27 protein-coding genes are annotated in these 22,905 nt (G+C 64.3%); 18 read left to right on the forward strand and 9 right to left on the reverse strand.

All coding sequences use genetic code 11. From position 1 onward, the window contains the following. The first annotated feature begins 5 nt into the window (after positions 1-5). From P0R31_RS18375 to P0R31_RS18395, 5 genes are all read left to right on the forward strand, one after another. The gene (locus tag P0R31_RS18375; RefSeq protein WP_275515563.1) at positions 6-974 is read left to right on the forward strand and encodes a YVTN family beta-propeller repeat protein; all 969 of its coding nucleotides are present in this window, start codon (positions 6-8) and stop codon (positions 972-974) included. Then, entirely contained in the window at positions 971-1,777 is an 807-nt protein-coding gene (locus tag P0R31_RS18380; RefSeq protein ID WP_275515331.1) for an ABC transporter ATP-binding protein, read from the forward strand. Before P0R31_RS18375 ends, P0R31_RS18380 begins: the two co-directional genes overlap by 4 nt. Further along, positions 1,774-2,622, forward strand: a complete 849-nt coding sequence (locus tag P0R31_RS18385; RefSeq protein WP_275515332.1) for an ABC transporter permease — start codon at positions 1,774-1,776, stop codon at positions 2,620-2,622. Before P0R31_RS18380 ends, P0R31_RS18385 begins: the two co-directional genes overlap by 4 nt. Then, positions 2,619-3,233, forward strand: coding sequence for a hypothetical protein (locus P0R31_RS18390; protein WP_275515334.1), 615 nt, complete (start codon positions 2,619-2,621; stop codon positions 3,231-3,233). The genes P0R31_RS18385 and P0R31_RS18390 overlap by 4 nt, the downstream gene beginning before the upstream one ends. Before the next feature lie 136 nt (positions 3,234-3,369). Next, a complete protein-coding gene (locus tag P0R31_RS18395; RefSeq protein ID WP_275515335.1) occupies positions 3,370-3,672 on the forward strand; it encodes a copper-binding protein in 303 nt (100 codons plus the stop codon). A 55-nt stretch (positions 3,673-3,727) separates the two neighbouring features. Here the strand turns inward: P0R31_RS18395 and P0R31_RS18400 are convergent, their stop codons facing one another. Together P0R31_RS18400 and P0R31_RS18405 are read right to left on the reverse strand one after the other, a co-directional pair. Then, entirely contained in the window at positions 3,728-4,285 is a 558-nt protein-coding gene (locus P0R31_RS18400; RefSeq protein WP_275515336.1) for a PQQ-dependent catabolism-associated CXXCW motif protein, read from the reverse strand. Further along, positions 4,282-5,166 carry a substrate-binding domain-containing protein gene (locus tag P0R31_RS18405; protein WP_275515337.1) on the reverse strand — a complete coding sequence of 295 codons (885 nt, stop codon included), beginning with the start codon at positions 5,164-5,166 and terminating at the stop codon, positions 4,282-4,284. Before P0R31_RS18405 ends, P0R31_RS18400 begins: the two co-directional genes overlap by 4 nt. Before the next feature lie 126 nt (positions 5,167-5,292). On the opposite strand from P0R31_RS18405, the gene P0R31_RS18410 reads away from it, so the two are divergent. Both P0R31_RS18410 and P0R31_RS18415 read left to right on the forward strand, forming a co-directional pair. Next, positions 5,293-6,216 (forward strand): quinoprotein relay system zinc metallohydrolase 2, encoded by a 924-nt coding sequence (locus P0R31_RS18410; protein WP_275515339.1) that lies wholly within the window; start codon positions 5,293-5,295, stop codon positions 6,214-6,216. A gap of 54 nt (positions 6,217-6,270) precedes the next feature. Then, positions 6,271-7,089 carry a quinoprotein dehydrogenase-associated SoxYZ-like carrier gene (locus P0R31_RS18415; RefSeq protein ID WP_275515340.1) on the forward strand — a complete coding sequence of 273 codons (819 nt, stop codon included), beginning with the start codon at positions 6,271-6,273 and terminating at the stop codon, positions 7,087-7,089. A 63-nt stretch (positions 7,090-7,152) separates the two neighbouring features. Here P0R31_RS18415 and P0R31_RS18420 read toward each other — a convergent pair whose 3' ends face one another. After that, complete coding sequence (locus tag P0R31_RS18420) at positions 7,153-7,512, reverse strand: hypothetical protein (RefSeq protein ID WP_275515341.1); 360 nt, start codon at positions 7,510-7,512, stop codon at positions 7,153-7,155. A gap of 87 nt (positions 7,513-7,599) precedes the next feature. Between P0R31_RS18420 and P0R31_RS18425 the strand changes: the two genes are divergently transcribed. From P0R31_RS18425 to P0R31_RS18445, 5 genes are read left to right on the forward strand one after another with little or no spacing between them, the layout of a single operon-like run. Further along, complete coding sequence (locus P0R31_RS18425; protein ID WP_275515565.1) at positions 7,600-8,574, forward strand: ABC transporter substrate-binding protein; 975 nt, start codon at positions 7,600-7,602, stop codon at positions 8,572-8,574. A gap of 1 nt (position 8,575) precedes the next feature. Then, entirely contained in the window at positions 8,576-9,313 is a 738-nt protein-coding gene (locus P0R31_RS18430; RefSeq protein ID WP_036042015.1) for an ABC transporter permease, read from the forward strand. Further along, positions 9,303-10,031, forward strand: coding sequence for an ABC transporter ATP-binding protein (locus P0R31_RS18435; protein ID WP_275515343.1), 729 nt, complete (start codon positions 9,303-9,305; stop codon positions 10,029-10,031). The genes P0R31_RS18430 and P0R31_RS18435 overlap by 11 nt, the downstream gene beginning before the upstream one ends. Before the next feature lie 47 nt (positions 10,032-10,078). Beyond that, positions 10,079-10,888, forward strand: a complete 810-nt coding sequence (locus P0R31_RS18440; protein WP_275515344.1) for a pentapeptide repeat-containing protein — start codon at positions 10,079-10,081, stop codon at positions 10,886-10,888. A gap of 25 nt (positions 10,889-10,913) precedes the next feature. Continuing rightward, entirely contained in the window at positions 10,914-11,261 is a 348-nt protein-coding gene (locus P0R31_RS18445) for a hypothetical protein (RefSeq protein WP_275515345.1), read from the forward strand. 22 nt (positions 11,262-11,283) lie between these two features. Here the strand turns inward: P0R31_RS18445 and P0R31_RS18450 are convergent, their stop codons facing one another. The 5 genes from P0R31_RS18450 to P0R31_RS18470 all read right to left on the reverse strand — a co-directional run bounded on the left by P0R31_RS18450 (position 11,284) and on the right by P0R31_RS18470 (position 13,971). Beyond that, complete coding sequence (locus tag P0R31_RS18450) at positions 11,284-11,493, reverse strand: hypothetical protein (protein WP_275515347.1); 210 nt, start codon at positions 11,491-11,493, stop codon at positions 11,284-11,286. A 217-nt stretch (positions 11,494-11,710) separates the two neighbouring features. Then, positions 11,711-12,580: a hypothetical protein gene (locus tag P0R31_RS18455; protein ID WP_275515349.1), complete on the reverse strand. Its 870-nt coding sequence runs from the start codon at positions 12,578-12,580 to the stop codon at positions 11,711-11,713. A gap of 228 nt (positions 12,581-12,808) precedes the next feature. Next, the gene (gene pqqA / locus P0R31_RS18460) at positions 12,809-12,889 is read right to left on the reverse strand and encodes a pyrroloquinoline quinone precursor peptide PqqA (protein ID WP_008562446.1); all 81 of its coding nucleotides are present in this window, start codon (positions 12,887-12,889) and stop codon (positions 12,809-12,811) included. A gap of 218 nt (positions 12,890-13,107) precedes the next feature. After that, positions 13,108-13,437 (reverse strand): hypothetical protein, encoded by a 330-nt coding sequence (locus tag P0R31_RS18465; RefSeq protein ID WP_275515351.1) that lies wholly within the window; start codon positions 13,435-13,437, stop codon positions 13,108-13,110. A gap of 141 nt (positions 13,438-13,578) precedes the next feature. Then, a complete protein-coding gene (locus P0R31_RS18470; protein WP_275515352.1) occupies positions 13,579-13,971 on the reverse strand; it encodes an EF-hand domain-containing protein in 393 nt (130 codons plus the stop codon). Positions 13,972-14,287: 316 nt separating this feature from the next. Between P0R31_RS18470 and P0R31_RS18475 the strand changes: the two genes are divergently transcribed. From P0R31_RS18475 to P0R31_RS18495, 5 genes are all read left to right on the forward strand, one after another. Continuing rightward, complete coding sequence (locus P0R31_RS18475) at positions 14,288-15,952, forward strand: methanol/ethanol family PQQ-dependent dehydrogenase (protein ID WP_275515353.1); 1,665 nt, start codon at positions 14,288-14,290, stop codon at positions 15,950-15,952. A 12-nt stretch (positions 15,953-15,964) separates the two neighbouring features. Then, positions 15,965-16,318, forward strand: a complete 354-nt coding sequence (locus tag P0R31_RS18480; RefSeq protein WP_275515354.1) for a c-type cytochrome — start codon at positions 15,965-15,967, stop codon at positions 16,316-16,318. After that, positions 16,315-17,244 (forward strand): transporter substrate-binding domain-containing protein, encoded by a 930-nt coding sequence (locus tag P0R31_RS18485; protein ID WP_275515355.1) that lies wholly within the window; start codon positions 16,315-16,317, stop codon positions 17,242-17,244. Before P0R31_RS18480 ends, P0R31_RS18485 begins: the two co-directional genes overlap by 4 nt. Before the next feature lie 178 nt (positions 17,245-17,422). Further along, on the forward strand, positions 17,423-18,436 hold the full coding sequence (locus P0R31_RS18490) for an FUSC family protein (protein ID WP_275515358.1): 1,014 nt from the start codon (positions 17,423-17,425) through the stop codon (positions 18,434-18,436). Positions 18,437-18,547: 111 nt separating this feature from the next. After that, complete coding sequence (locus P0R31_RS18495) at positions 18,548-19,537, forward strand: Bug family tripartite tricarboxylate transporter substrate binding protein (protein ID WP_275515360.1); 990 nt, start codon at positions 18,548-18,550, stop codon at positions 19,535-19,537. Positions 19,538-19,600: 63 nt separating this feature from the next. On the opposite strand, the gene P0R31_RS18500 is transcribed toward P0R31_RS18495, so the two are convergent. Further along, a complete protein-coding gene (locus P0R31_RS18500) occupies positions 19,601-20,569 on the reverse strand; it encodes a helix-turn-helix domain-containing protein (protein WP_275515361.1) in 969 nt (322 codons plus the stop codon). 512 nt (positions 20,570-21,081) lie between these two features. Here P0R31_RS18500 and xoxF5 point away from each other — a divergent pair. Beyond that, a complete protein-coding gene (gene xoxF5, locus P0R31_RS18505; RefSeq protein ID WP_275515567.1) occupies positions 21,082-22,887 on the forward strand; it encodes a lanthanide-dependent methanol dehydrogenase XoxF5 in 1,806 nt (601 codons plus the stop codon). The last annotated feature ends 18 nt before the right edge of the window (positions 22,888-22,905 follow it).

Consider the following 22,905-nt stretch of genomic DNA (forward strand, 5'->3'; position numbering starts at 1 on the left):
TGCAGATGTCGCGCATGTGGCGTGTTGGGCTTCTCTCCGCACTGGCGCTGGCGACAGCCCCCGCGCATGCGTTCATCGCCTATGTCTCGAACGAGAAAAGCAACACGGTCTCGGTGATCGATACCGACACCTGGACCGTGACCAAGACCATCAAGGTCGGCCAGCGTCCGCGCGGCATCGACCTTACCCGCGACGGCAAGTTCGTGATGGTCGCGGTCGGTGACGACGACACCATCCAGGTAATCGACGCCAAGACGCAAACCGTGGTGGACAGCCTGCCCTCCGGTCCCGACCCCGAGCTGTTCGCGCAGGATACCGCCGGCAAGACCCTCTATGTCGCCAACGAGAACGACAACACGGTGACGGTGATCGACCTCGAGAAGCGCGCCCGGCTCGGAGACATCCAGGTCGGCGTCGAGCCAGAGGGCATGACCATCAGTCCGGACGGCAAGACGCTGATCAACACCTCGGAAACCACCAATATGGCGCATTTCATCGACACCGCCACGCGCCAGATCGTCGCCAACGTGCTGGTGGACGCGCGGCCGCGCTTTGCCGAGTACAAGCACGATTCGTCGGAAGTCTGGGTGTCCTCGGAGATCGGCGGCACCGTCTCGATCATCGACCCCAAGAAGCACGAGGTGATCGGCAAGATCACGTTCGAGATCCCGGGCCTGCGCAAGGAGGCGATCCAGCCGGTCGGCATCGGCATGACCAGGGACGACAAGACCGCCTTCGTCGCGCTCGGCCCCGCCAACCGCATCGCGGTGGTCGACGTCGCCTCGCGCAAGGTGACGAAATATCTCCTGGTCGGGCAGCGGGTCTGGCACATGGCGTTCACGCCCGACGAGAAATATTTGCTCACCACCAACGGTGTGTCGAACGACGTCTCCGTCATCGACGTCGCCGCGCAGAAGGTGATCAAGACCATTCAGGTCGGCGAGCTGCCCTGGGGCGTCACGATCGCGCCATGACCAGCCCCGCCCCGATCGCCGAAGCGCAGGAGACGCCGAGACCCGAAGGGGCCGCGGTGCCGGCGTTGTCGATCGACGGCGTCAGCCATGCCTATGGTCCGCGGCGCGCATTGATGGACGTGTCCTTCAATGTGCAGCCCGCGAGCTTCACGGCACTGCTGGGACTCAACGGCGCCGGCAAGAGCACGCTGTTCTCGCTGATCACGCGGCTGTTCGGCATCCAGTCCGGCCGCGTCGGCATTTTTGGCCATGACGTCAGCAAGAGCCCCGGCGAGGCGCTGCGGCTGCTCGGGGTCGTGTTTCAGCCCCGCACGCTCGATCTCGACCTGTCGCTGACGCAGAACCTGCTCTATCACGCGGCGCTGCACGGCATCGGCCGCCGCGAGGCCTCGGCGCGCAGCGCCGAGCTGCTCGGCCGCATCGGCCTCGCCGATCGCGCCGCAAGCAAGGTGCGCGACCTCTCCGGCGGACAGATGCGGCGGCTCGAGATCGCCCGCGCATTGCTGCACCGGCCCCGACTCTTGCTGCTCGACGAGCCGACCGTCGGCCTCGACGTCAAGGCGCGCGCCGACATCATCAGCCACGTCCGCCAGCTCGTGACCGAGCAAGGCATCGGCGTGCTCTGGGCCACGCACCTGTTCGACGAAATCATGCCCGGTGACGATCTCGTGGTGCTGCACCAGGGCAAGGTGCTGGCGCAGGGGCCGATGAGCCGCGTCGTCGCCGCAACAGGCGCGCAAGACGTCAACACCGCCTTCATGCGCCTGACCGGCGCGCAAACCATGCCCGGAGGCGGCGCATGAGCAGCATCGCAACGCGCGAGGCGCCGCGCGGCTTCTCGTTCGCCGAGTACATGACCTGCCTCGGCGGCATCGTCTGGCGCGAGGGCCTGCGCTTCCTGCATCAGCGCGAGCGCTTCGTCTCGGCGCTGGTGCGGCCTCTGGTGTGGCTGTTCATCTTCGCCGCCGGCTTCCGCCAGGTGCTCGGCATCTCCATCATCCCGCCCTACGAGACCTACATCCTCTACGAGGTCTATATCGCGCCGGGACTGATGGCGATGATCCAGCTCTTCAACGGCATGCAGTCCTCGCTCTCGATGGTCTATGACCGCGAGATGGGCAACATGCGCACGCTCCTGGTGAGTCCGCTGCCGCGGGGGTTCCTGTTGTTCTGCAAGCTGCTCGCGGGCACCGCGGTATCGCTGCTCCAGGTCTATGCGTTCCTGCTGATCGCCTGGCTCTGGGACATCACCCCGCCGCCCCAGGGCTATCTCACCGTGCTGCCGGCGCTGATCCTGTCGGGGCTGATGCTGGGCTCGCTCGGCATGCTGATCTCGTCGGGCATCAAGCAGCTGGAGAACTTCGCCGGTGTCATGAACTTCGTGATCTTCCCGATGTTCTTCGCCTCCTCCGCGCTCTACCCGCTCTGGCGCGTGCAGGAGGGCAGCCCCTATCTCTATTATCTGTGCGAGGCCAATCCGTTCACCCATGCGGTCGAGCTGATCCGCTTCGCGCTGTATGGCCAGGTCAACTGGATCTCCCTGGCGGTGGTCGCTGCTTGCACAATCGTCTTCATGATCGGCGCGATCCTGGCCTATGATCCCTCGCGCGGGCTGGCGCGACGCGGGCCTGCGGGAGGCGAAGGATGATTGTTCGGGTTCTGGTCACCTCTGTACTGGTGCTCGCTATCGCGAGCACGGCGGCGCACGCCGCCGATCCGCGCTATCCGGACTGGCCGTGCACCCAGGCGAAGGTGCCCGAGATCTCGCTGGCGGCCGTGTGGGGCGGTCCGCCCCTCGACGATGTCCAGAACAAATGGAAGGACGACGCCAGGATCAGTGCGCTCGTCGCGAAGCTGGCGGCGCGCAAGACGCCGCTGGATGAGGCGGAAAAGGCGGTGAAGGAGTTCCTCGCAGGGTCCGCTGCCGACAAGACCGCGAACGCCAAGCTGCTGTTCGCCGGCCTGTTCGACACGCTCAACGCCCAGCGCTCCCAGGTCATGAACGGACTCGAGCGCGTCAGCCGCAAGCAGCGCGATGCCGCCGACAAGATCCGCGAGGAGGCGATTCGGCTCCAGGCCCTGCAGGGGGCCACCCCGCGCGACGAGGCCAAGGTCCAGGCGCTCAGCAACGAGCTGATCTGGAAAACCCGGATCTTCGAGGATCGCCACAAGGTGGTACGCTTCGTCTGCGAGGTTCCAACCTCGATCGACCAGCGCCTGTTCGCGCTCGGACGCGTGATCCAGCAGGAAATGGAATAGCGTCAGTCACGCTGACCGCTCACGAAAAGTTCCCGCAATCGCCGCGGCGCAGTTAATCTTTCGCCGCGCTATCTGCCGGAACCAAATCGATTTATCATGGCTTGTCGACGTGAACTCCAGACGTCGGGAGGCCTCGATGGGAACCACAAGACTCATGTTCGCGGGCGCTGCGGTCGTCAGCATGCTCGCAACCAGCGCCCTTGCTGACGACATGACCGGGATGATCACGCGGATTGACCGGCTCAACGGCACAATCTCGATCCAGCAGACCCAGAAGGGCACGGTCGGCGCCAGCACAGGCAGCGCCGGCGCGCTCCAGGAGTACAAGGCGAAAGACGCCGCGATGCTGGATGCCGTCCATGCCGGCGACAGGGTGAGCTATTCGGCGACCGAGACCAACGGTACGGGCACGTTGACGAAGTTGCAGAAGCAGAAATAGCACCGTCGCTGCGTCTCCCGCTCACAGGGGCGGCCAAAGCACCTGCATCCAGTCATTACTGGTCCGGGCGCGGCTCAGGCTGCGCGTCCTCCGTCGGCAGTTTGGCGACCTCCCAGCCGTCGGTGCCGTCGGGATACCAGGCGATGTTGGCATAGCCGTACGCGAGCGCACGCTTCGCAGCGTTCCAGGACATCCAGCAATCGGCGAGGCAGTAGATCACGAGCAGCGCGGTCTTGTCGCCGCGCGAGGCGCGCGCGAGGCCGCGCTGGAGATAATCGTCCATGCCGTCCGGCAAGGTGCCGTAGCCGGTGTCGGGCAGCCAGAGGCTCCCCGGAATGTTCCTGCGCGGCGCATCACGCCACACCGTGCCCGCGGGCAGGTTCTTTGGTTTCGGCGCGCGCGGCATCACGTCGACAAAGGTGCCGCTGTTCGCGCGCCAGATCGCCTCCGCCTCGCCGGTCGTAAGCACGCGCGCGCCGGCGAGCGTCGCCGGGACCGGCGCGCGATAATTGTCGGTACGATATCCCTCGGGCTCGAACGGCTCCTGCTGCTGCGCCGACGCCGGGGCCACGAGCAAGGCAACGACGAACGCAGCGGCAAGCGGCCGGCTCATGGCGCCTTCTTGGCTGTCTCCGCGCCGAGCGGCCGGTTGCTCTCGTCCAGCAGCGGCACGCCGAAATCGAGCAGGATCTTGTTGATCTCGCCCTGGTTCTCCTGGATCACCCGGTTGAGCTGCCGCTTCCAGTTCTGGTCGGCGGGTCGCACGCCCATGCCGATGCGATAGACCAGCTTGGACCCGGTGGTCTCCTTGACCAGCGGCGTGACGTGCAGCGAGGGGCCGGCTTTCTTCGCATAATAGCCGGCCATCGGTCCCCAGAGCACGCCGGCGTCGATCTTGCCGGCAGTGAGGTCCTCGATCATCGCCTGCGCCGAATTGTCGAAGCGCGTGTCGATCATCAGCTGATACGGCTTTGCGTCGCCCATCAGGCCTGCCAACGCCATATTGGTCGCCGGCGGCGTGCCGGCGACGATGCCGATATGCTTACCTTTCAGGCGTGCGTCCTCCAGCGTGTCGACGTCCTCGAGCCCGCTGCCGGTCTTGGCAACCAGTGCATAGGTCGTGCGGTAGTAGGGATTGGTGCCCTGCACGAGGTCGTCGCCCTGCGGGTAGCCCATGATGACGTCGCAGCGATGTGCGCCAAGCGTCATGCGCACGAAGCCGGCGGCCTGCGGGAAGAACACGTAGTCCAGCTTCTTCTGCAGCTTGTCCGCCAGAAACTCGGCGAGCTTGTTCTCGAAGCCCTCGCCCTTCTCATTCGAGAACGGCAGGTTGCGCGGGTCGGCGCAGACGCGCAGCACCTTCGGGTCGACCAGCTCGAATGAGAGATCTCCGGTCTCGCTGGTCTGCGCGATGGCGAGATCGCCATACGCACATGATGCGATCACGATCCAGAGTGAAAACCACCAGCGACGATGTCGTCCGACCTGCATCATCGCGCTTCCTCCTCGTTTTGTTTGAATGTTATCCATGCAACGCATGACGCGCCACGTGTGCCAACTTTTGCCGGCTTTGCTTTGCTGCAGTGCAATGGGGCCAATCCTTTGAACTGAGGCGGAAAAGTGTCTCGCATCGCTCTCGTGATCGCAGCCTTGTCCCTGATATCAGCGACGCTAGCACGCGCCGGGACGGCCGAATTGCCTGTAAGCGAAGTCGCGCCGGGAATCTTCGTGCACTCCGGGACCATCGCGCTGATGAGCCGCGAGAATGAAGGCAGCATCGCCAATGTCGGCTTCATCATCGGAGATGACGCGGTGGCCGTGATCGACACTGGCGGCAGCCTGCGCGAAGGCGAGGCGCTGCTGGCGGCGGTACGAGCGCGCACGCAAAAGCCGATCCGCTATGTCATCAACACCCATGGCCATCCCGACCATGTCTTCGGCAATGCTGCCTTCATGGCGGAGGGAACCAGCTTCGTCGGCCACAGCAAGCTGCCGCAGGCGCTGGCGACCCGCGGGCCGTTCTATCTCGACAATTTCAGGCGCATCATGGGCTCCGAGCTGATCGATCCCGTGAAGATCGTACCGCCTACCCTGCTCGTGACGGATACGCTCACGCTCGATCTGGGCTCGCGCCCCTTGACCCTGCGCGCATGGTCGGCCGGCCACAGCGACAACGATCTGACCGTGTTCGACGAGAGCACCAAAACCCTGCTTGCCGGCGATCTCGTCTTTCTCCGCCACATTCCGGTGATGGACGGCAGCATTCGCGGCTGGCTCGCCACGCTGAAAGAGTTGGAGACGATCCCGGCGCTGCGCGTTGTTCCCGGTCACGGTCCTGTGAGCGACTGGCCAGCGGCGCTGAGCGATCAACGACGTTACCTGTCAACGCTGCTGTCCGACGTCCGCGCCCTGAACAAGAAGGGCGCGCCGATCCGCGCCGCTGCGGACAGTGCGGCCGCGGACGAGCGGCCGCTTTGGCAGCTGTTCGAGGACTACAACGCCCGCAACGCAACTGCAGCATTTTCGGAAATTGAATGGGAATAGCGGGCGCGCTACGCTGGCAGGAGATCAGCTTCGCCTAAACCGAGGAGCATGACCATGACGGCATGCACACGCCGCCTGCCCCTGATCGCCCTGCTGCTCGGCATCGCCTTCGCCGTGCCGGCGCAGGCGGACGAGGCCTACGATCCCTGGCCGGGCCTGGTGCAGGACATCTTCAGCAACCGGCCGATGAACGACGGCGCCGAGGTCATCGGCATCGAGATGCCCTATCGCGCCGAGGATGCCGCCATCGTGCCGGTGACGCTGCGCAGCAAGCTGTCGCCCGGCGACAGCAGACGCATCCGTTCGATCACGCTGGTGATCGACCGCAACCCCGCGCCGATGGCCGCGAAGTTCGAGCTCGGCCCGGACGCCAACGTCACGGAAATCTCGACCCGCGTGCGCGTCAACAATTACACCGACGTGCACGCGGTGGCCGAGCTCAGCGACGGCCAGCTCTACGTCTCGAAAGTCTATGTGAAGGCCTCCGGCGGCTGCTCGGCGCCGGCAGCAAAGAACGTGGAGGAAGCCAAGAACCGGCTCGGCCAGATGCGTTACCGGCAATTCGCCCGTGAAGACGGTCCGGCCAGCCGGTTGCGCGAAGCGCAGATCATGATCGGCCATCCCAACAATTCCGGCCTGCAGATGGACCAGGTCACGCAGCTCTATATCCCCGCCTACTTCATCAACCAGCTCAGATTGACGCAGGACGACAGCCCCGTGCTGTCGATGGAAGGCGGCATCTCGATCTCGGAAGATCCCAACCTGCGCTTCACCTATGTCTCCAACGGCGCCAAGCGCTTTCGCGCCGAGGCCCGGGACACGGACGGGCATGTGTTCCGCAATGAATGGGATGTCGAGAAGCCGGGGACGTGAGGCGATCTCCTTCCCCTCTCCCACAAGGGGAGAAGGAAGATCGCACCGTCTGTGCCGCGATAGCTAAAAACACCTCACTTCGGCTTCCGCCTGCGCGCGCCTTAAGTCATTCACCGCCGAGTTGGCCTGCTCCGAGGTGCGAAACTGCACACCGAGATCGCCGCGCACTTGCGACATGCTGAGCGCGGTCTCGGCGGTAACATAGCGCTCGTAGGGCACGATCGAGGCGACCACGTCGATCGAGCAGGAACATTGCTCGATCGCGGAGCGCGTCTCGCCATTGGCCTTCATGCAGCCATAGACGTATTCGGCGCGCGCCGCGGTGGGATAATCATTGGCCTCCTCGGCCCGTGCCACGCATACGCTCGCAGCGAGCGCCGCCAATGCGGCGACAGTCGGTCGTAGCCGTCCGGCCAGATTCATGCGCGTCCTCCCGCTGGTTGCGACCAAGGCTATGCTATGCGTATTGTGCTGAAAAGCACTCTGTCAGAGGAAACGGCTCACAAGGTGATGAGAGTTTTGGCACGAATATCGGCGCTCGCAACGGTGCTGGCGCTAGCCGCACCTGCCGGCGCCGCGGACACGATCCGCCTTGCAGTGCAGAAGACCGGGACGTTCTCGTGGGAGCTGGCCGCAATCCGCAGCGCCGGCCTCGACAAGGAGGCCGGCTTGGCGCTGGAGGTCACTGAGTTGGCGAGCACCGAAGCCGGCAAGATCGCGATGCGCGCCGGCAGCGCCGACATCATCCTGTCGGACTGGCTTTGGGTGTCACGCGAGCGCAGGCTCGGTGCCAAGCTGACCTTCTATCCCTATTCCAGCGCGCTCGGCGCCGTGATGGTGCCGGCCTCATCGCCGATCAAGACGCTCGCCGACCTCAAGGGCCGCAAGCTCGCGGTCGCCGGCGGGGCGATCGACAAGAGCTGGCTGCTGCTGCAGGCGCGGATGAAGCAGGACGGCATCGACCTGAAATCGGAAGCAACAATCGTCTACGGCGCCCCGCCTTTGATCGCCGCCAAGGCGCTGGACGGCGAGATGGATGCGAGCCTCAACTTCTGGAATTTCTGCGCCCAGCTCGAGGCCAAGGGTTTCAGGCGCCTGACCGGCATCGAGGACATCCTGCCGAAGCTGGGTGCCAATGGCGCGGTCGCCGCGGTCGGCTATGTCTTCGATGAGAGCTGGGCCGCGAGCCATAAGGAGGCCGTCGCGCGCTTCATCGCGATGACCCGCAAGGCCAAGGAGTTGCTGGCGACCTCGGATGCGGCCTGGGACAAGGTCGCGCCGCTTACCGGCACGACCGATCCTGCCCTGCTGAAGACTTACCGCGACCGCTACCGCGACGGCATTCCGCGCCGGAGCATCGATGACGAGGAAAAGGACGCGCGCGTGCTCTACCGCGTGCTGGCCGAGATCGGCGGCCGCGACCTCGTCGGCCCCGCAGCCGAGCTCGATCCCGGCACCTTCTATCACGCAGTCCCCGGAGACTGAGGTGCTGCGCCTGCTGTCGTTCGCCCTGTTCCTCGCGATCTGGTGGATTGCCGCGCTCGTGGTCGGCGGCGCAAAGCTGCCCTCCCCGCCGGCGGTGCTTCAGGTGATGATCGCGGAAGCATCAAGCGGCGCGCTGTTCCTGCATCTCGGCGCCACGCTGGCGCGCGTCGCGCTCGCCTTCACCCTCGCGATGTCGCTCGGCAGTGCCATCGGCTACCTGATGGGCCGGGTGAAGCTCGCCGACCGGCTCGGCGATCCCTGGCTGATCCTGCTGCTCAACCTGCCCGCCTTGGTCGTGATCGTGCTGGCCTATATCTGGGCTGGCCTCACCGAGGCCGCCGCGATCGCGGCGATCGCGATCAACAAGCTGCCGACCGCCATCGTCACCTTGCGCGAGGGCACGCGCGCGCTCGACCGTTCGCTCGACGAGATGGCGAGCGTGTTCGCAATGCCGCGCTGGCGCGCCTTCCGTCACGTCGTGCTGCCGCAGCTGGCGCCCTATATTGCGGCCTCGGCCCGCTCCGGCCTGTCGCTGGTGTGGAAGATCGTGCTGGTCGCCGAGCTGCTGGGACGGCCGAACGGCGTCGGCTTCGAGATCGGGGTCGCCTTCCAGCTGTTCGACACGCCGCGGCTGCTGGCCTATTCCCTCACCTTCGCCGCCGTCGTGCTCGTCATCGAAACCTTGCTGGTGCAGCCGTTCGAAGCCCGCGCAAACAGGTGGCGGCCCCGTGCGGCTTGAGGTCGATATCACGGGCAAGACCTTCAGGAGTGCCGCGGGCGGAACGCACGAGGTGCTGGCGCCCGTCAAGTTCGCGCTGCGATCCGGCGAGGTCGGCGTGCTGATCGGCCCCTCCGGCTGCGGCAAGAGCACGATGCTGCGCATCATCCTGGGACTGGACCACGACTTTGCCGGCCGCATCGCGCGACCGCCGGAGGCGCGGATCGGCATGGTGTTCCAGGAGCCGCGCCTGCTGCCGTGGCGCTCGGTCGAGCAGAATGTGCGGCTGGCTGCGCCCGATGTCGCTGATGCCAAGCTCGCCGAGCTCTTCAGGATTTTGGAGCTGGAGGCGCATCGCGACCACTATCCCGGTGAGCTCTCGCTGGGTTTGGCCCGGCGCGTGGCGCTCGCCCGCGCCTTTGCCGTCGAGCCGGATATTCTGGTGCTCGACGAACCGCTGGCATCGCTCGATGACGCTCTCGCCGGACGCCTGCGCGATGAGATTGCAACGCTCGTCGCGAGCCGGCCGGTGATGACGCTCTTGGTGACACACAACCTGGACGATGCAGTGCGCCTGGGCGACCGGCTGTTCTTCCTGTCGCCGCGACCAGCGCAAATCGTCGCCGAGGTGCCTATCGGCATCCCGCGCGACACACGCGGCGAAGCCGAGATTGCGGCGATCAAGGCCGGCCTCGCGCAACGAACTCAAGGCGACCGCACTGAGCGAGATGCCTCATAGCCGGTCGCCTGGTGGACGTGCTAGATTAGCGGGCGGCGGAGCTGATGATGACACGGACAGTCGCCTTCGCAACGCTTGGTCTTGCAGCGCTTAGCCTCGCACTCGTTGCGGTGACGGCGGGCGCGCAGGACATGATGCGTGGCGTCGACCTCACCTCCCCCGCGATGGTCTCGGCTGAAATGACGAGGCCGGAGGTCGAGGCCATGTTGGCCAAAGCGAGCCCAAAGCAGCCTGCCGATTTCACCGGCAAACGCCTGTCGGGTCTCGATCTCTCGGGGCTGGACCTGTCTAACGCGGTTCTCCGTGCCGCGCGGCTCAACAAGACAATACTTCGAGACGCCAGGCTGGACGGTGCGATCCTCGATCAGGCGTGGCTGCTGGATGCGGATCTTACCGGCGCAAGCCTGAAGGGCGCCAATCTGTTCGCCTCGCAAATGGCTCGCGCGCGTCTCGACGGTGCGAACCTGTCAGGAGCGCGGATCGCTGCCGACCTCACCGGCGCAAGCCTGGTCGGCGCCTCGATCGCGGACGCGAATCTCGGCGCCGATATGCGCAACCAGTCGATGGGGCTGATGCGCGCGGTGCTGAGATCCGCCAAGCTGGAACGGCTGAACGCGCGCAACGCCGATTTGTCGCGCGTCGACCTCGAATTCGCAGTCCTCAGGGGCGCCGATCTGAGCGGCGCATCATTGAAAAACGCCCAACTCGGCGGAGCCGATCTGACCGGCGCCATCGTCATCGACGCCGATTTCGACGGCGCCGATCTCGTCTCGGCGAAGCTGATCGCACCAAACGGCCTTGACCGCGCCAAGAATTTCGACAAGGCAAAGAACCGCGAGCGCCTGATCAGGGAATGACGGCGCCCTTTGGGAGGACTGGCTGATGCGTGGGGTTCTTGCTTTGACCGCGTTGTTGACGCTTGCCGGCGAAGCCGCCGCGCAGACCAAGGGCAAGGGCATAAGGCTCTGGAATCTCACGACGGAGACCATCTCCGGCTTCCAGCTCGCACCCGCGGGCAAGATCGACTGGGGTCCGAACCAGTGCTTGAATGACAAGGACAAGGAGGTCGACCACGACGAGCGGCTGCGCATCACCGGCGTCGAGCCCGGCCGCTACGATGCCAAGGTCAGTTACCCCAATGCACGGCAGTGCATCGTCCGCGATATCGAGATCAAGGCGGATGCAGTGTTCTCGATTGCGGACAAGGATCTGAAGGACTGCACCAAGTAGCATTCGAATAGTTTCTTGCAGCTCACGCCTTGTCGTTCGGCTGCGGATATTCGCAGCGCCACTTCACCGCGTGCCACTTCGGATGCTCACCTACCCATTGCGCGATGTAGGGCGGCGCGGCCATCGCGCATTGCCGCGGCGACCCGGAATAGTGGAACACCAGATGCCGCTCCTCGCAGGTCGCAGGCGAGAGCACCGCGCACACAGTCACCACCAGGTCAATCGGGTTCATGCCGGGATCCTCTCGCAAGGGGCGATGGAGAGATTAGCACATGAAGCTACGCGCGAAGGAGGGGGAAGTTTCATAGCGCCGAAGCCTCGTCATGGCCGGGCCCGGCCATCCACGCCTTGCCTCGTGGAACAAAGAACGTGGATGCCCCGGCCGTCGCCTCGCCGAAGCGGCTTCGGCCGCGCAGGCGGGAGAGGCCCGGGCATGACGACCTTCCGCGCTAGAAGTTCACGCCGAACACCAATCGCGCCTGATGCCGCTCGAAATTGACGAGGTCGAGATTGCCGCCTGAGCCGGCCGGGCGCCCCCAGGCCTGCATGCTCCAGCTCGCGGTGAGCCGGGAGCGCTCGGAGAGCTGGAAATAGGCGGTGGGGCCAACGAACAGGGCCTGGCCTGAGAACTCGCTGAGGCCGATGCCCTCATATTGCCGGAGGTAGCGCATCTCGCCGCCGAGCAGCACATTGGGCCGCACCCGCACCAGGCCGGCAAACGCGGCCCCGATCGTCGAGCTCTTCTCGGAAGCCCCTCCAATCTCGAAGCGCGCCCATTCCGGCTGGTAGATCAGGTTGAGGGCGCCGATCGCGAAGTTCGGAATGAGTTCGCGGTCGAAGGCGAGCGTGAATTCCGTGCCGTACATCCGCCCTTTCGCGCCGCTGGTCTCGTCGATGCGGTCGCCGTGGAGCTCGGCCGCAATCGTGAAGCCGAATGGCGCGCGCTCACGGTCGAGCAGGCGATAGCGCAGGTCAAGCGAGATGCCCTGGAAGTTGAACTGGCGGCGGTCGTCGATGTCAGGGACGCCGGTGATGTGGTGCAAGCTGGCGGTGCCGCCGACCTCGACACGAAAATTCGGCAGCGGCACCACCTCGATCTCGACCTCGTGTTCAAGGGCGCGATAAGCGCCCCCGCCTTTGCCGAAGCGTCCCGTCGTCTGGGTCTGGAATTCGCGCTCGCCGACATTGCCGATATCGGTGCCGATCATGAAGCCGAAGATGTGCTCGGTATCAAAGCCTGCCTCGGCGCTGCTGCGGGCCGGCGCCAGCACGATCGCGCACACGATCACCGTCCAGAACTTGCAGGCTCTGCCGCCCATCCCGTGCCCCAAAGGCGCGCACCGCTATGATGCGGCAACAGCGCTGACCGGGCGCCAGCGTAACACACTGCCGCAGAGCACGGTCGAGATTTTGCTGCGAGCGGATTGAAGCCCGTCCACGTGCGGCATTCACGTCAATCCGCAAAGCATGGCGCACGGCGAGGCGAGGTCCGACACTGCCACGGCTCCGACGGCGTTCGCCATCGAAGCCGCGGCAGATCGTCGGTCTTACTTGCGCGAGGCGCAGGCGTACATGTTGATTTCCATGCCGACCGGCACTTCCACGATCTTCGGAGCTTTCCAAGCCATTCGGGTCTCCCAAGGTATTGAGCGCGACATCGCGCGGCGAAAAACCTAGGGCTGCGTCGAGTGCAGTTCAAGCCTCGATTGGTCTGTTCGACGCACCTGTGCCGATTCTTCGCGACAGCATTTCTCTCTCGGACAAAGCAAGTTCCCTCTCGGTCAAACACGGCCATCGAGACACTGCCTTGTGCGACGCACCGCGCGTCGAATCGACAAAGGTGCCGTCAGCAGCCCTTGTCGGCCATTTCTGCGTTCGGCTTGGCGCCTGCGGCGCGCTGAGCCGCCGTCGGCTCGCTCTGCATTTGCCGCTGCGCATCCTCGGACGACGCCGGCGATTCACCGCTGGCACGGTTCATCGTGCTGGTCGGCGGATGCTGGCTGGTATCGCTCGCCGACCCGGACGTGTGCGATTGTGCGGAGCCCACGGTGACCGGGCCGGAACCGGCATCCTTGTCGGTGCTGGCGCTGCCGGTGTTGCAGGGACCGGCGACCGCAACCCCGGCGCTCAGCGTCAGGATTGCGCAGGCAGCAAGAAGGGAACGCTTCGTATTCATCTGCATCTCCTTTTCTCCCGCAGCGCTGCCCCGGCGCGGCAGGACATGCGGAGAAACAGGCCGAGCTGCCCGATGTTCCCGAGCGTCAGGCCGGAATGGTCGCAAACGTTGCGCCCGTCATGCCCGTTCCGGTCGCAGCGCTCACCGGAGCAATCGTACGAGCGCGCGACCGGCACGCGAATTCAGCTCCTTCGCATCCAGCGTTCCATCCTTGTCGGGATTGGCTGCGTTAAAACGCTGCTCGACCACCGACAGATATTCGTCAAGGGTGAGGGTCCCGTCGCGGTCGGGATCGGCCGCGGCGAGTTCTTTCGCGCTCAACCGTCCACGCAATTCGCGCGCATCGAGCGTGCCGTCGCGATCGGGATCGAGCTTTGCGAACGTGGCGGCGGCGGCCTTCTTCACCTCGGCAAGATCGAGCGTACCGTCATTGTCGGTGTCGAACAACTTGACCGCATTGCCGGAGGCCGACCACGCCGGACCGGCCGAAAGTGCAATCACAAGTGCAAGGGCAATCGAGCGAGCCGAAATCATCGAGACCTCCCTGACATAGCCCCGGATCGTTGGGGCAGAGCCGAGATAAACCCGCAAGCGGCCCTCGGTTCAAGTCCGGACTTGCAACTTGCGCGCGCCACAACCGGTGGAGATGCATCGATCTGCTTCGATAGTGCTTCGCGCCGCGGAATTTCTCAGCGTCTCCGCACAAGTTGGAGTTGCCTTTTTCAGGTTTCCGTCAGGTGACCGCCGACGATATCGGCACGGCAGTTACGACTTTCGTATTGACGCATTTTGGTTTCCGACGGAGTGTTGCAGCCGCAGCGTCAAAAGGCGCGCATTTTGGGAGGAACGGATGAAACGCTTTGCGATGGCCGCCGGCCTCGTCATGCTTGCGTCAACCTGTGCAAATGCACAAACCACCGAGCAGCTGGTCAAGGGCGCGACCGATACATCGAACGTTCTCAATTATGGAATGGGCTACAATCTCCAGCGCTTCTCCACGCTGAAGCAGATCAACAAGGATACGGTCAAGAATCTCGTCCCGATCTGGAATTACAGCTTCAATGACGATCGGAGCGAGGAATCGCAGCCCATCGTCTATCAGGGCATCATCTATGTCACCTCGCACAATGCCACGATGGCGGTCGATGCCAAGACCGGCAAGCAGATCTGGAAGAGCAAGATCGAATATCCGGCGGAGACGCCGCGAATCGTCTGCTGCGGCATCATCAACCGCGGCGTCGCCATTCACGAGGGCAAGCTGTTCCGTACGACCCTCGATGCCCACGTGATTGCCATCGACGCCAAGAACGGCAAGGAGCTGTGGCGGCAGAAGGCGGCCGACATCAAGGAAGGCTATTCGATGACGGTGGCCCCGCTCGTTGCCGACGGCATCGTCATCACCGGCATCTCCGGCGCCGAATTCGGCACGAGAGGCTTCATCGACGGCTGGGATCCGGCAACGGGCAAGCATCTCTGGCGGACCCACTCGATTCCCTCGCCGGACGAGCCCGGCGGCGACACCTGGAAGGGCGACACCTGGAAGCTCGGCGGCGGCTCGACCTGGATCACCGGCTCTTATGATCCCGAGCTGAACACGGTGTATTGGGGCACCGGCAATCCCGGCCCGTTCAACTCGGCAGTTCGCCCCGGCGACAATCTCTACACCTGCTCCGTCCTGGCGCTAGATCCCAAGACCGGCAAGATCAAGTGGCACTACCAGTTCTCGCCGAACAATCCGTTCGACTACGACGCCGTGGCCGAGATGGTGCTCGCCGACGTGAACATCGACGGCAAGCCGACCAAGACGCTGATGAATGCCAACCGCAACGGCTTCTTCTACGTGCTCGACCGCACCAACGGGAAGCTGCTCGCGGCCAATCCTTACGTGAAGGTCAACTGGGCAACCGGCATCGACATGAAGACGGGACGTCCGATCGAGACCGACGTGTCGAAGGACGCACGCGAGGGCAAGAAGGTCACGGTCTATCCGTCGATCCTCGGCGGCAAGAACTGGGAGCCGATGTCGTTCAACCCACAGACCGGCCTTGCCTATGCCAACACGCTCGCGTTCGGCGGCAGGTACAAGACCGAGCCCGTCACCTACAAGCAGGGTGAATGGTACCTCGGCATGGACCTGACCGACCTCTGGGAATACGGCGACGGGCCGCGCGGCCATCTCAAGGCCATCGACCCCATGACCGGCAAATCGAAATGGGAAGCGCCGAGCGACATTCCCCGCTTCTCCGGCGTGCTCTCGACGGCCGGAGGCGTCGTATTCTCTGGCGCGCTGACCGGCGAGTTCGAGGCCTTCGACGCCGACACCGGCAAGAAGCTCTGGCAGTTCCAGACCGGCTCCGGCATCGAGGGACAGCCGGTGACCTGGCAGCAGGACGGCGTGCAGTATGTCGCCGTGACGAGCGGCTATGGCGGCGTCTACTCGCTGTTCTCCGGCGACGAGCGGCTTGCCAGCGTGCCGCCCGGCGGTTCGTTGTGGGTCTTTGCAATCAAGCAGTAGCCAACGGGTACGATGCTGAAAGTGACTCTTCACAAGACGGCGGCGATGGTCGCCGCCGTCGCGGTGCTCTCGGTCGCGCTTGCGGCGACCGTTCGCGCCGATGACGCCAACGGCAATTCCATGCAGGCGCAGATCGACCATGGCAAGTCGACCTACGCCTCGAAGTGCTCGCACTGCCACGGCCCTAATCTGATGAACTCCGGCACCATCACGCCGGACCTGCGCGTCATCCCCGACGACAAGACGCGCTTCGTCACCACGGTCAAGAACGGCAAGAACAACAAGATGCCGCCATGGGCCGACATTCTCAGTGACGACGAGATCGGAAACCTCTGGGCGTTCGTCTCCAGCCGGAGGAAGCCATGAGGTGCCGGCGCGTTGCCTGGAGCGTTGCGACCGTTCTGTCCGCGATGGCGTCGGTCGCTTTCGCAGCCGACGATCCCCTGAAGGTCTGTCTCGACGAGGACCGGCCGCCGCTCTCGGTGCATCGCCGCGGCAAGCCGGATGCCGGCTTCGACGTGCTGCTGGCGCAGGCGATCGCCGAGCGGATGGGACGCCCGCTGAAGATCCAGTGGTTCGAGAGCAGGCTGGACGAGGATTCGAGCCCGCAGCTCGAGGCCAACGCGCTGCTCTCGGACGGGCGCTGCTCGCTGGTCGGCGGCTACGCGCTGACGCAGGATTCACTCGTCGCACCGGGGATGAAGACGGCGCGCTTGCCGGGTTTCGCCGGCGCCACACGCGACGATCGGCGGCGCCGCGTCCCGCTCGGCGTGCTCGCGCCGAGCCAGCCCTACATCTATTCGCCGATGACGGTGGTGCTGGGACCGAAGGCCCGCGGGCGCAAGGTCGGCGACATCGGCGATCTCGCCGGCCTTCGTCTCGCCATCGAAAGCGGATCGCTCGGCGACGCCATCCTGATGACCTTCGACAAGGGGCGCCTGATCGACAACATCACCCATCTCGTCCCCGGCCGCGACGATCTCCTCGGCGGACTCGAGCGCGGCGACCATGACGCGACGCTGATCGATCTTGCCCGCTTCGACGCCCATCGCGCCGCGCACCCGGACACGGCGATCACGGCGTCCGGCTACTATTATCCGATCGGAGCCAATCGCGGCTATGTCGGGCTCGCCAGCGATGGCGCGCTGATCGCGGCCGTCAACAAGGCGCTGACGGAGCTCACGGCTTCGGGCAAGATCGCCGAATTCGGCAAGCAGGCCGGCCTCACCTATCTGCCGCCGCGCGAGCCCGCGATCCTCGGCGATGTCTGGACCAAGATCATTCAGCGGTGAAGCTCCGTCATTCCGGGGCGCCCGCAGGGCGAGCCTGGAATCCATTTCCCCGCAGTGCACGCGGCGCGATGGATTCCGGGCCTGCGTGCTGCGCATGCATCCCGGAATGACCGCGGATGTGGCTAGCGGCGTCTCACTCGTATACTGGCGGCACTCATTTCGGCCATTTGGTGAAGTCGTGAGTCCTGTTGCCGCAACTCTGCGCGACGTCCTCTCCCGCGAGATCAAATCCCGCGAACTCCTGCGTGCGCTGATCGTCGTCGGCCCGATCGTCGCCGCCTATTTCATCGCGCGCGAGACGGCGCTGCTCAATCTCGGCCTGGTCGCGGTTTCGCTGCTCATTCCGGCGCTGCGGCTGCATCTGGCGCCAAGAATCGTTGCCTGGCACTACCTTGCCATTCTCGTCACCTTTGCCGCCCTGTTGCTGGCCGCTCCGATCAAGCCGTTGTTCGCAGTGCTGACGGCGCTGGCCGGCTTCCTTGCGGTGGCGGGGACGCGCCATGGCGAGCATTTTCGCACACTCGGCAATTGGGTGTTCATCCCCGCGGTCTATCTCGCCTGTGAGGTGCGGGAAGGTCTCAGTCCGTCCGAGGCGCTGCGCCACGCCGGCGTCATTATCGTCTCCTCTCCGATCGCGCTGGCGCTGGTCTGTGCCATCCAGATCTACGACAAGCCGCGGCACGGCGGCACCGGAGCGGTTTCGTTCGGGCCACCCGCGGCCGAGTGGTTGCTGCCCGCGCTCGCGACCGCCATGGCGGTGTTCGCATCAGCAGCGCTGGTCGAGATCCTCGACCTCGCGCAGGGGCAGTGGGTGATGTGGTCGGCCGCAAGCGTCGTCGTCGGCGATCTCGCCGCCTCCACCGGCAAGCTGAAGCAGCGCGCGGTCGGCGCTTTCGTCGGCGTGTCGCTGGGCTTCGTCGCAGGCCTTGCCCTGCCGCAAAGCCGTATCGGCTACGCAGTCGCGGTTCTCGCAGCCACCCTTACGCTGATCTCGTTCTCCCGCTATGTCGTCGGCTTCGGCCTACGCTGCTTCTTCATCGCACTGGCGGCCTCCTTTGCCGGCGGCGCCAGCGGGATCGCCGAGGAGCGCATTGTCAACGTGCTGATCGGCGGCACGTTCGGTCTTGTCGCAGTAGCCCTGATGGAGATCCTCTGGCCGCGGCTGATACGAAAGGCACCAATGTCCGGGTGAGTACCGAATAGGCACCGTATAGGCCAATTGAATGCGCCAATCTGTCTCGCCTGCGACCGATGGCAGCGACGGCGTGATGCAGTAGGTTCGGCAAAAATCAGGGAGAGAATCATGTCCGCCAAACTCGATCGCCGCCACTTCATCGCCGCCGGTACCAGTGCACTGGCGATTCCGTTCGTCGCGCGCGGCGCATCGGCACAAGGCAGCTGGCCGGCGCGGCAGATTCGCATGATTTGCAGCTATCCCGCCGGCGGCCAGACCGACCTGCTCGCGCGCGCCTATGGCGAGTTCATCTCCAAGCAGGTCGGCAAGACCGTCGTCATCGAGAACAAGCCCGGCGCCTCCGGCGCGATCGGGACGGCGGAAGTCGCCCGCGCCGAGCCCGACGGCCACACCATCCTGTGCTCGATCTCGACCACCTACATCATGAACCGGGTGGTGATGAAAAATCCCGGCTATGACATGGACAAGGATCTGACGCTCGTCAGCGTCATTCCCGGCGCGGGCCTGTTGCTGGTCGCGAACCCGAAAACAGGGGTCAAGACGCTGGAGGATTTCGTCGCCTTCGCGCGCAAGAGCGGCAAGGTGAACTTCGGCACCTACAGCGCGGGCTCGGCCCCGCACATGACCGTCAACGAGCTCAACAAGCAGTATGGCCTCAACATCGAGCCGGTGCATTATCGCGGCGAGGCGCCGATGTGGACGGGAATGCTGGAAGGCACCCTCGATGCCGCGATGGGCAGCTACACGGCCGCGCAGTCGGTCCTGCAAAGCGACCGCGGCACGGTGTTCGCCGTGCATTCGAAGAAGGTCGATGCGATCCCCGCGATCAAGACCCTTCCCGAGCAGGGCGCGACGTCGAAATTCTTCACTGTGAGCGGATTCACCGGCTGGGCCGTGCCCAAGGCCACGCCGCAAGCCGTCGTCGACCGCCTGGCCGAGCTCTGCGTCGCCGCCAACACCGATCCGAAAGTGAAGGAGGTTCTCGCGACCTTCGTGCTCGAGCCCGCAATTGGCTTCAAGGAGACTAATGCGCTGTACCAGCGCGAGCTGCCGATCTGGATCGAGAGCGCGAAGTCGTTGGGCCTCGAGCCGGCCTGATCAGAAAGTCGGGCACATCACAGGAGGATGTGCCTCGACGACCACCTTCTGGGAAAACCACGTCTAATGCTCGCCCGAGCTCGCAGCGCCCTGCTGTGCCTTGTGGATCGAGGACGGCACCACGCCGAAGTATTTCCGGAACACACGGCTGAAATGCGATGAGCTGGAGAACCCCCAGGAGAAGGCGACATCGGTGATGGTCTTGCCGGCGTGGGCCTCGAGCTCCTGGCGGCAGTTCTGCAACCGCGCCTGCCAGATGTAGTCGCTCACCGTGGTGCCGCGCTCCGAGAACAGCATGTGCAGATAGCGCTTGGAGCAACCGAGCTCGGCCGAGATCTGGTCGATGCACAGATCCGGGTCGCGCAAGTGCTCCCGGATGAAGAACTGCGCGCGCACATACATCGCTTCGGGCCCGACACGATCGAACATCGTGTCGGCTTCGCGCAGCGGCAGCAGCAACAGGTCGATCAGCGAATCGGCGACGCCGACCGCGCTGTTGGCCGACAGCTTTGCCGCCTCGTCGAAGGTGGCATGGACGAAATCGTGGGCGATTCGCCCGGTCCCCGTCTTCGCCGTCAATTTGCACGCCGGCATCCGCTGCGACGGGAATCCGCGGTCGCGCAGCAGCGCCTTCGGCACGATCACCACGTCGTGACGGGTAAAGGCTGGACTGATGATCGAATGCGGACAGGAGACGTCATAGGCGATGATGTCGCCCGGATTGATCTCGATGTGACGGCCTTCTTGTTCGAAATAAGACACGCCGTAGGTCTGGAAGTGGATTTTTATGTACGGGTGTTCATTGGCCCTGGCGCGCGCCAGCGTGTGCGCGATGCGATGCTGGCTGACCTCGATCTGGCAGAGCTTCAGGCGCGAGACCGTGGTGTAATCGATGCGACCTTCGAGCGAAGACGCTTCCAGCGGATCGACGTCGAAATGCCCGCACAGGCTCGTGAGCCCGTCGATCCAGCTCTGGATCTGCCGCTTCGGCGTCATCCCGGTCGTCGAGAGCGTGTGAATGGTGTCGGACATTAATCCAGCCACTGATTTGATCCGGAGGTTCGGCGCGAATCGCAACCAGCGCTGCCGGAGCCCTCAGCCGTGATTGCGTGACGTTTACCTCGCATTTGAGCGGTCTCTTGCAACGAGCGCCATCGTTCCATTGCCACTCTTGAAGCTTAATCCTCCGCCTTAGTTGCAGCGCCGTCAAGGGGAACCTGAGCGCCGAGGCGGCCTCGAGGGCGCACCGAAGCCGCTGAATTCGCTACTGCAAAATCAAAATCTTCTCCTCCGTGCGCTGTCGAGCAAACCGCCTTCGCTCTTGGGCAAGTTTCCCGATGGCGAAGCCGTTAGGGATTGCGGCAGGAACAACAAGAACGGGCCGCTCCTGCACGTGGACCCGTGGCTCTCATCAGGAGGAGGAAACAGCACAGCATCGTTTCTGGTCCCAACGCGACCGCCCTGCACGAGCAGACGCCGGACGAGAAGCCCGGCCATTGAACAATGCTTCGGAAACAATAAACGAGACCAACGGAGGAATGACTATGCGCAAGGTGCTACTGGCGACCTGTCTTAGTTCGGCGGCGGCTCTCGCCGTCGGCAGCGCTTCAGCCAATGACGAACTGATTAAGATGTCGCAGAACCCGAAAGATTGGGTGATGCCGGCCGGCGACTACGCCAATACCCGCTATTCCAAGCTGAACCAAATCAACGCTCAGAACGTCGGCAAGCTTCAGGTCGCCTGGACCTTCTCGACCGGCGTGCTGCGTGGCCATGAAGGCGGCCCGCTGATCATCGGCAACATGATGTACGTCCACACGCCATTCCCGAACAAGGTCTACGCTATTGACCTTTCGCAAGAGAACAAGATCGTTTGGAAGTACGAGCCGAAGCAGGATCCTAACGTCATCCCGGTCATGTGCTGCGACACCGTCAACCGCGGCTTGTCCTATGGGGACGGCAAGATCATCCTGCATCAGGCCGACACCAACCTCGTGGCGCTGGACGCGAAGACCGGCCAGGTGGCTTGGTCCGCCACCAATGGCAATCCGGCAAAGGGCGAGACCGGCACCTCGGCGGCTCTGGTCGTCAAGGACAAGGTTCTTGTCGGCATTTCCGGCGGCGAGTTCGGCGTGCAGTGCCATGTCACCGCATACGACCTCAAATCCGGCAAGCAGGTCTGGCGCGCTTATTCCACAGGTCCGGACGATCAGATCAAGGTCGATCCCGCCAAGACGATGTCGCTCGGTAAGCCGGTCGGCCCGGACTCTTCGCTGAAGACCTGGCAGGGCGATCAATGGAAGATCGGCGGCGGCTGCACCTGGGGGTGGCTCTCCTACGATCCCGGTCTGAACCTCGTCTATTACGGGTCGGGAAATCCTTCGACCTGGAACCCGAAGCAGCGTCCAGGCGACAACAAATGGTCGATGGCAATCTTCGCACGCGATGCCGACACCGGCATGGCGAAGTGGGTGTACCAGATGACGCCCCACGACGAATGGGACTATGACGGCGTCAACGAAATGATCCTCAGCGACCAGCAGATCAATGGTCAGAACCGCAAGCTGCTGACGCACTTCGACCGCAACGGCCTCGCCTACACCATGGACCGCGAGAGCGGCGAACTGCTGGTTGCCGAGAAGTACGACCCGAAGGTGAACTGGACCAGCGGCGTCGACATGGACAAGAACTCGCCGACCTACGGCCGTCCCAAGGTTGTCGCGCAGTTCTCGACCGAGCACGGCGGAGAGGACAAGAACACGAAGGGCATCTGCCCGGCCGCCCTCGGCACCAAGGACCAGCAGCCAGCGGCCTACTCGCCGGAAACGCAGCTGTTCTACGTTCCGACCAACCACGTCTGCATGGACTACGAGCCGTTCAAGGTGAGCTACACCGCGGGGCAGCCCTACGTGGGCGCGACCCTCTCGATGTACCCGCCGCAGGGTGAAAGCCACATGGGCAACTTCATCGCCTGGGACAACAAGACCGGCAAGATCGTGTGGTCGAACAAGGAGCAGTTCTCGGTCTGGTCGGGTGCGCTCGCAACGGCAGGCGGCGTGGTGTTCTACGGCACGCTCGAAGGCTACCTGAAGGCGGTCGATGCCAAGTCCGGTAAGGAGCTCTACAAGTTCAAGACTCCCTCCGGCATCATCGGCAACGTCACCACCTATGAGAACAACGGCAAGCAGTACGTCGCCGTGCTCTCCGGCGTGGGTGGCTGGGCCGGTATCGGTCTGGCGGCAGGCCTGACCGATCCGACCGCAGGCCTCGGTGCGGTCGGCGGCTACGCGGCCCTCAGCAACTACACGGCGCTCGGCGGTACGCTGACCGTGTTCTCGCTGCCGAACTAAACCCGTCAGCATCGCTCC

The sequence above is a fragment of the Bradyrhizobium yuanmingense genome (assembly GCF_029167105.1).
In the GTDB taxonomy this organism is placed as follows: Bacteria; Pseudomonadota; Alphaproteobacteria; order Rhizobiales; family Xanthobacteraceae; genus Bradyrhizobium; species Bradyrhizobium yuanmingense_A.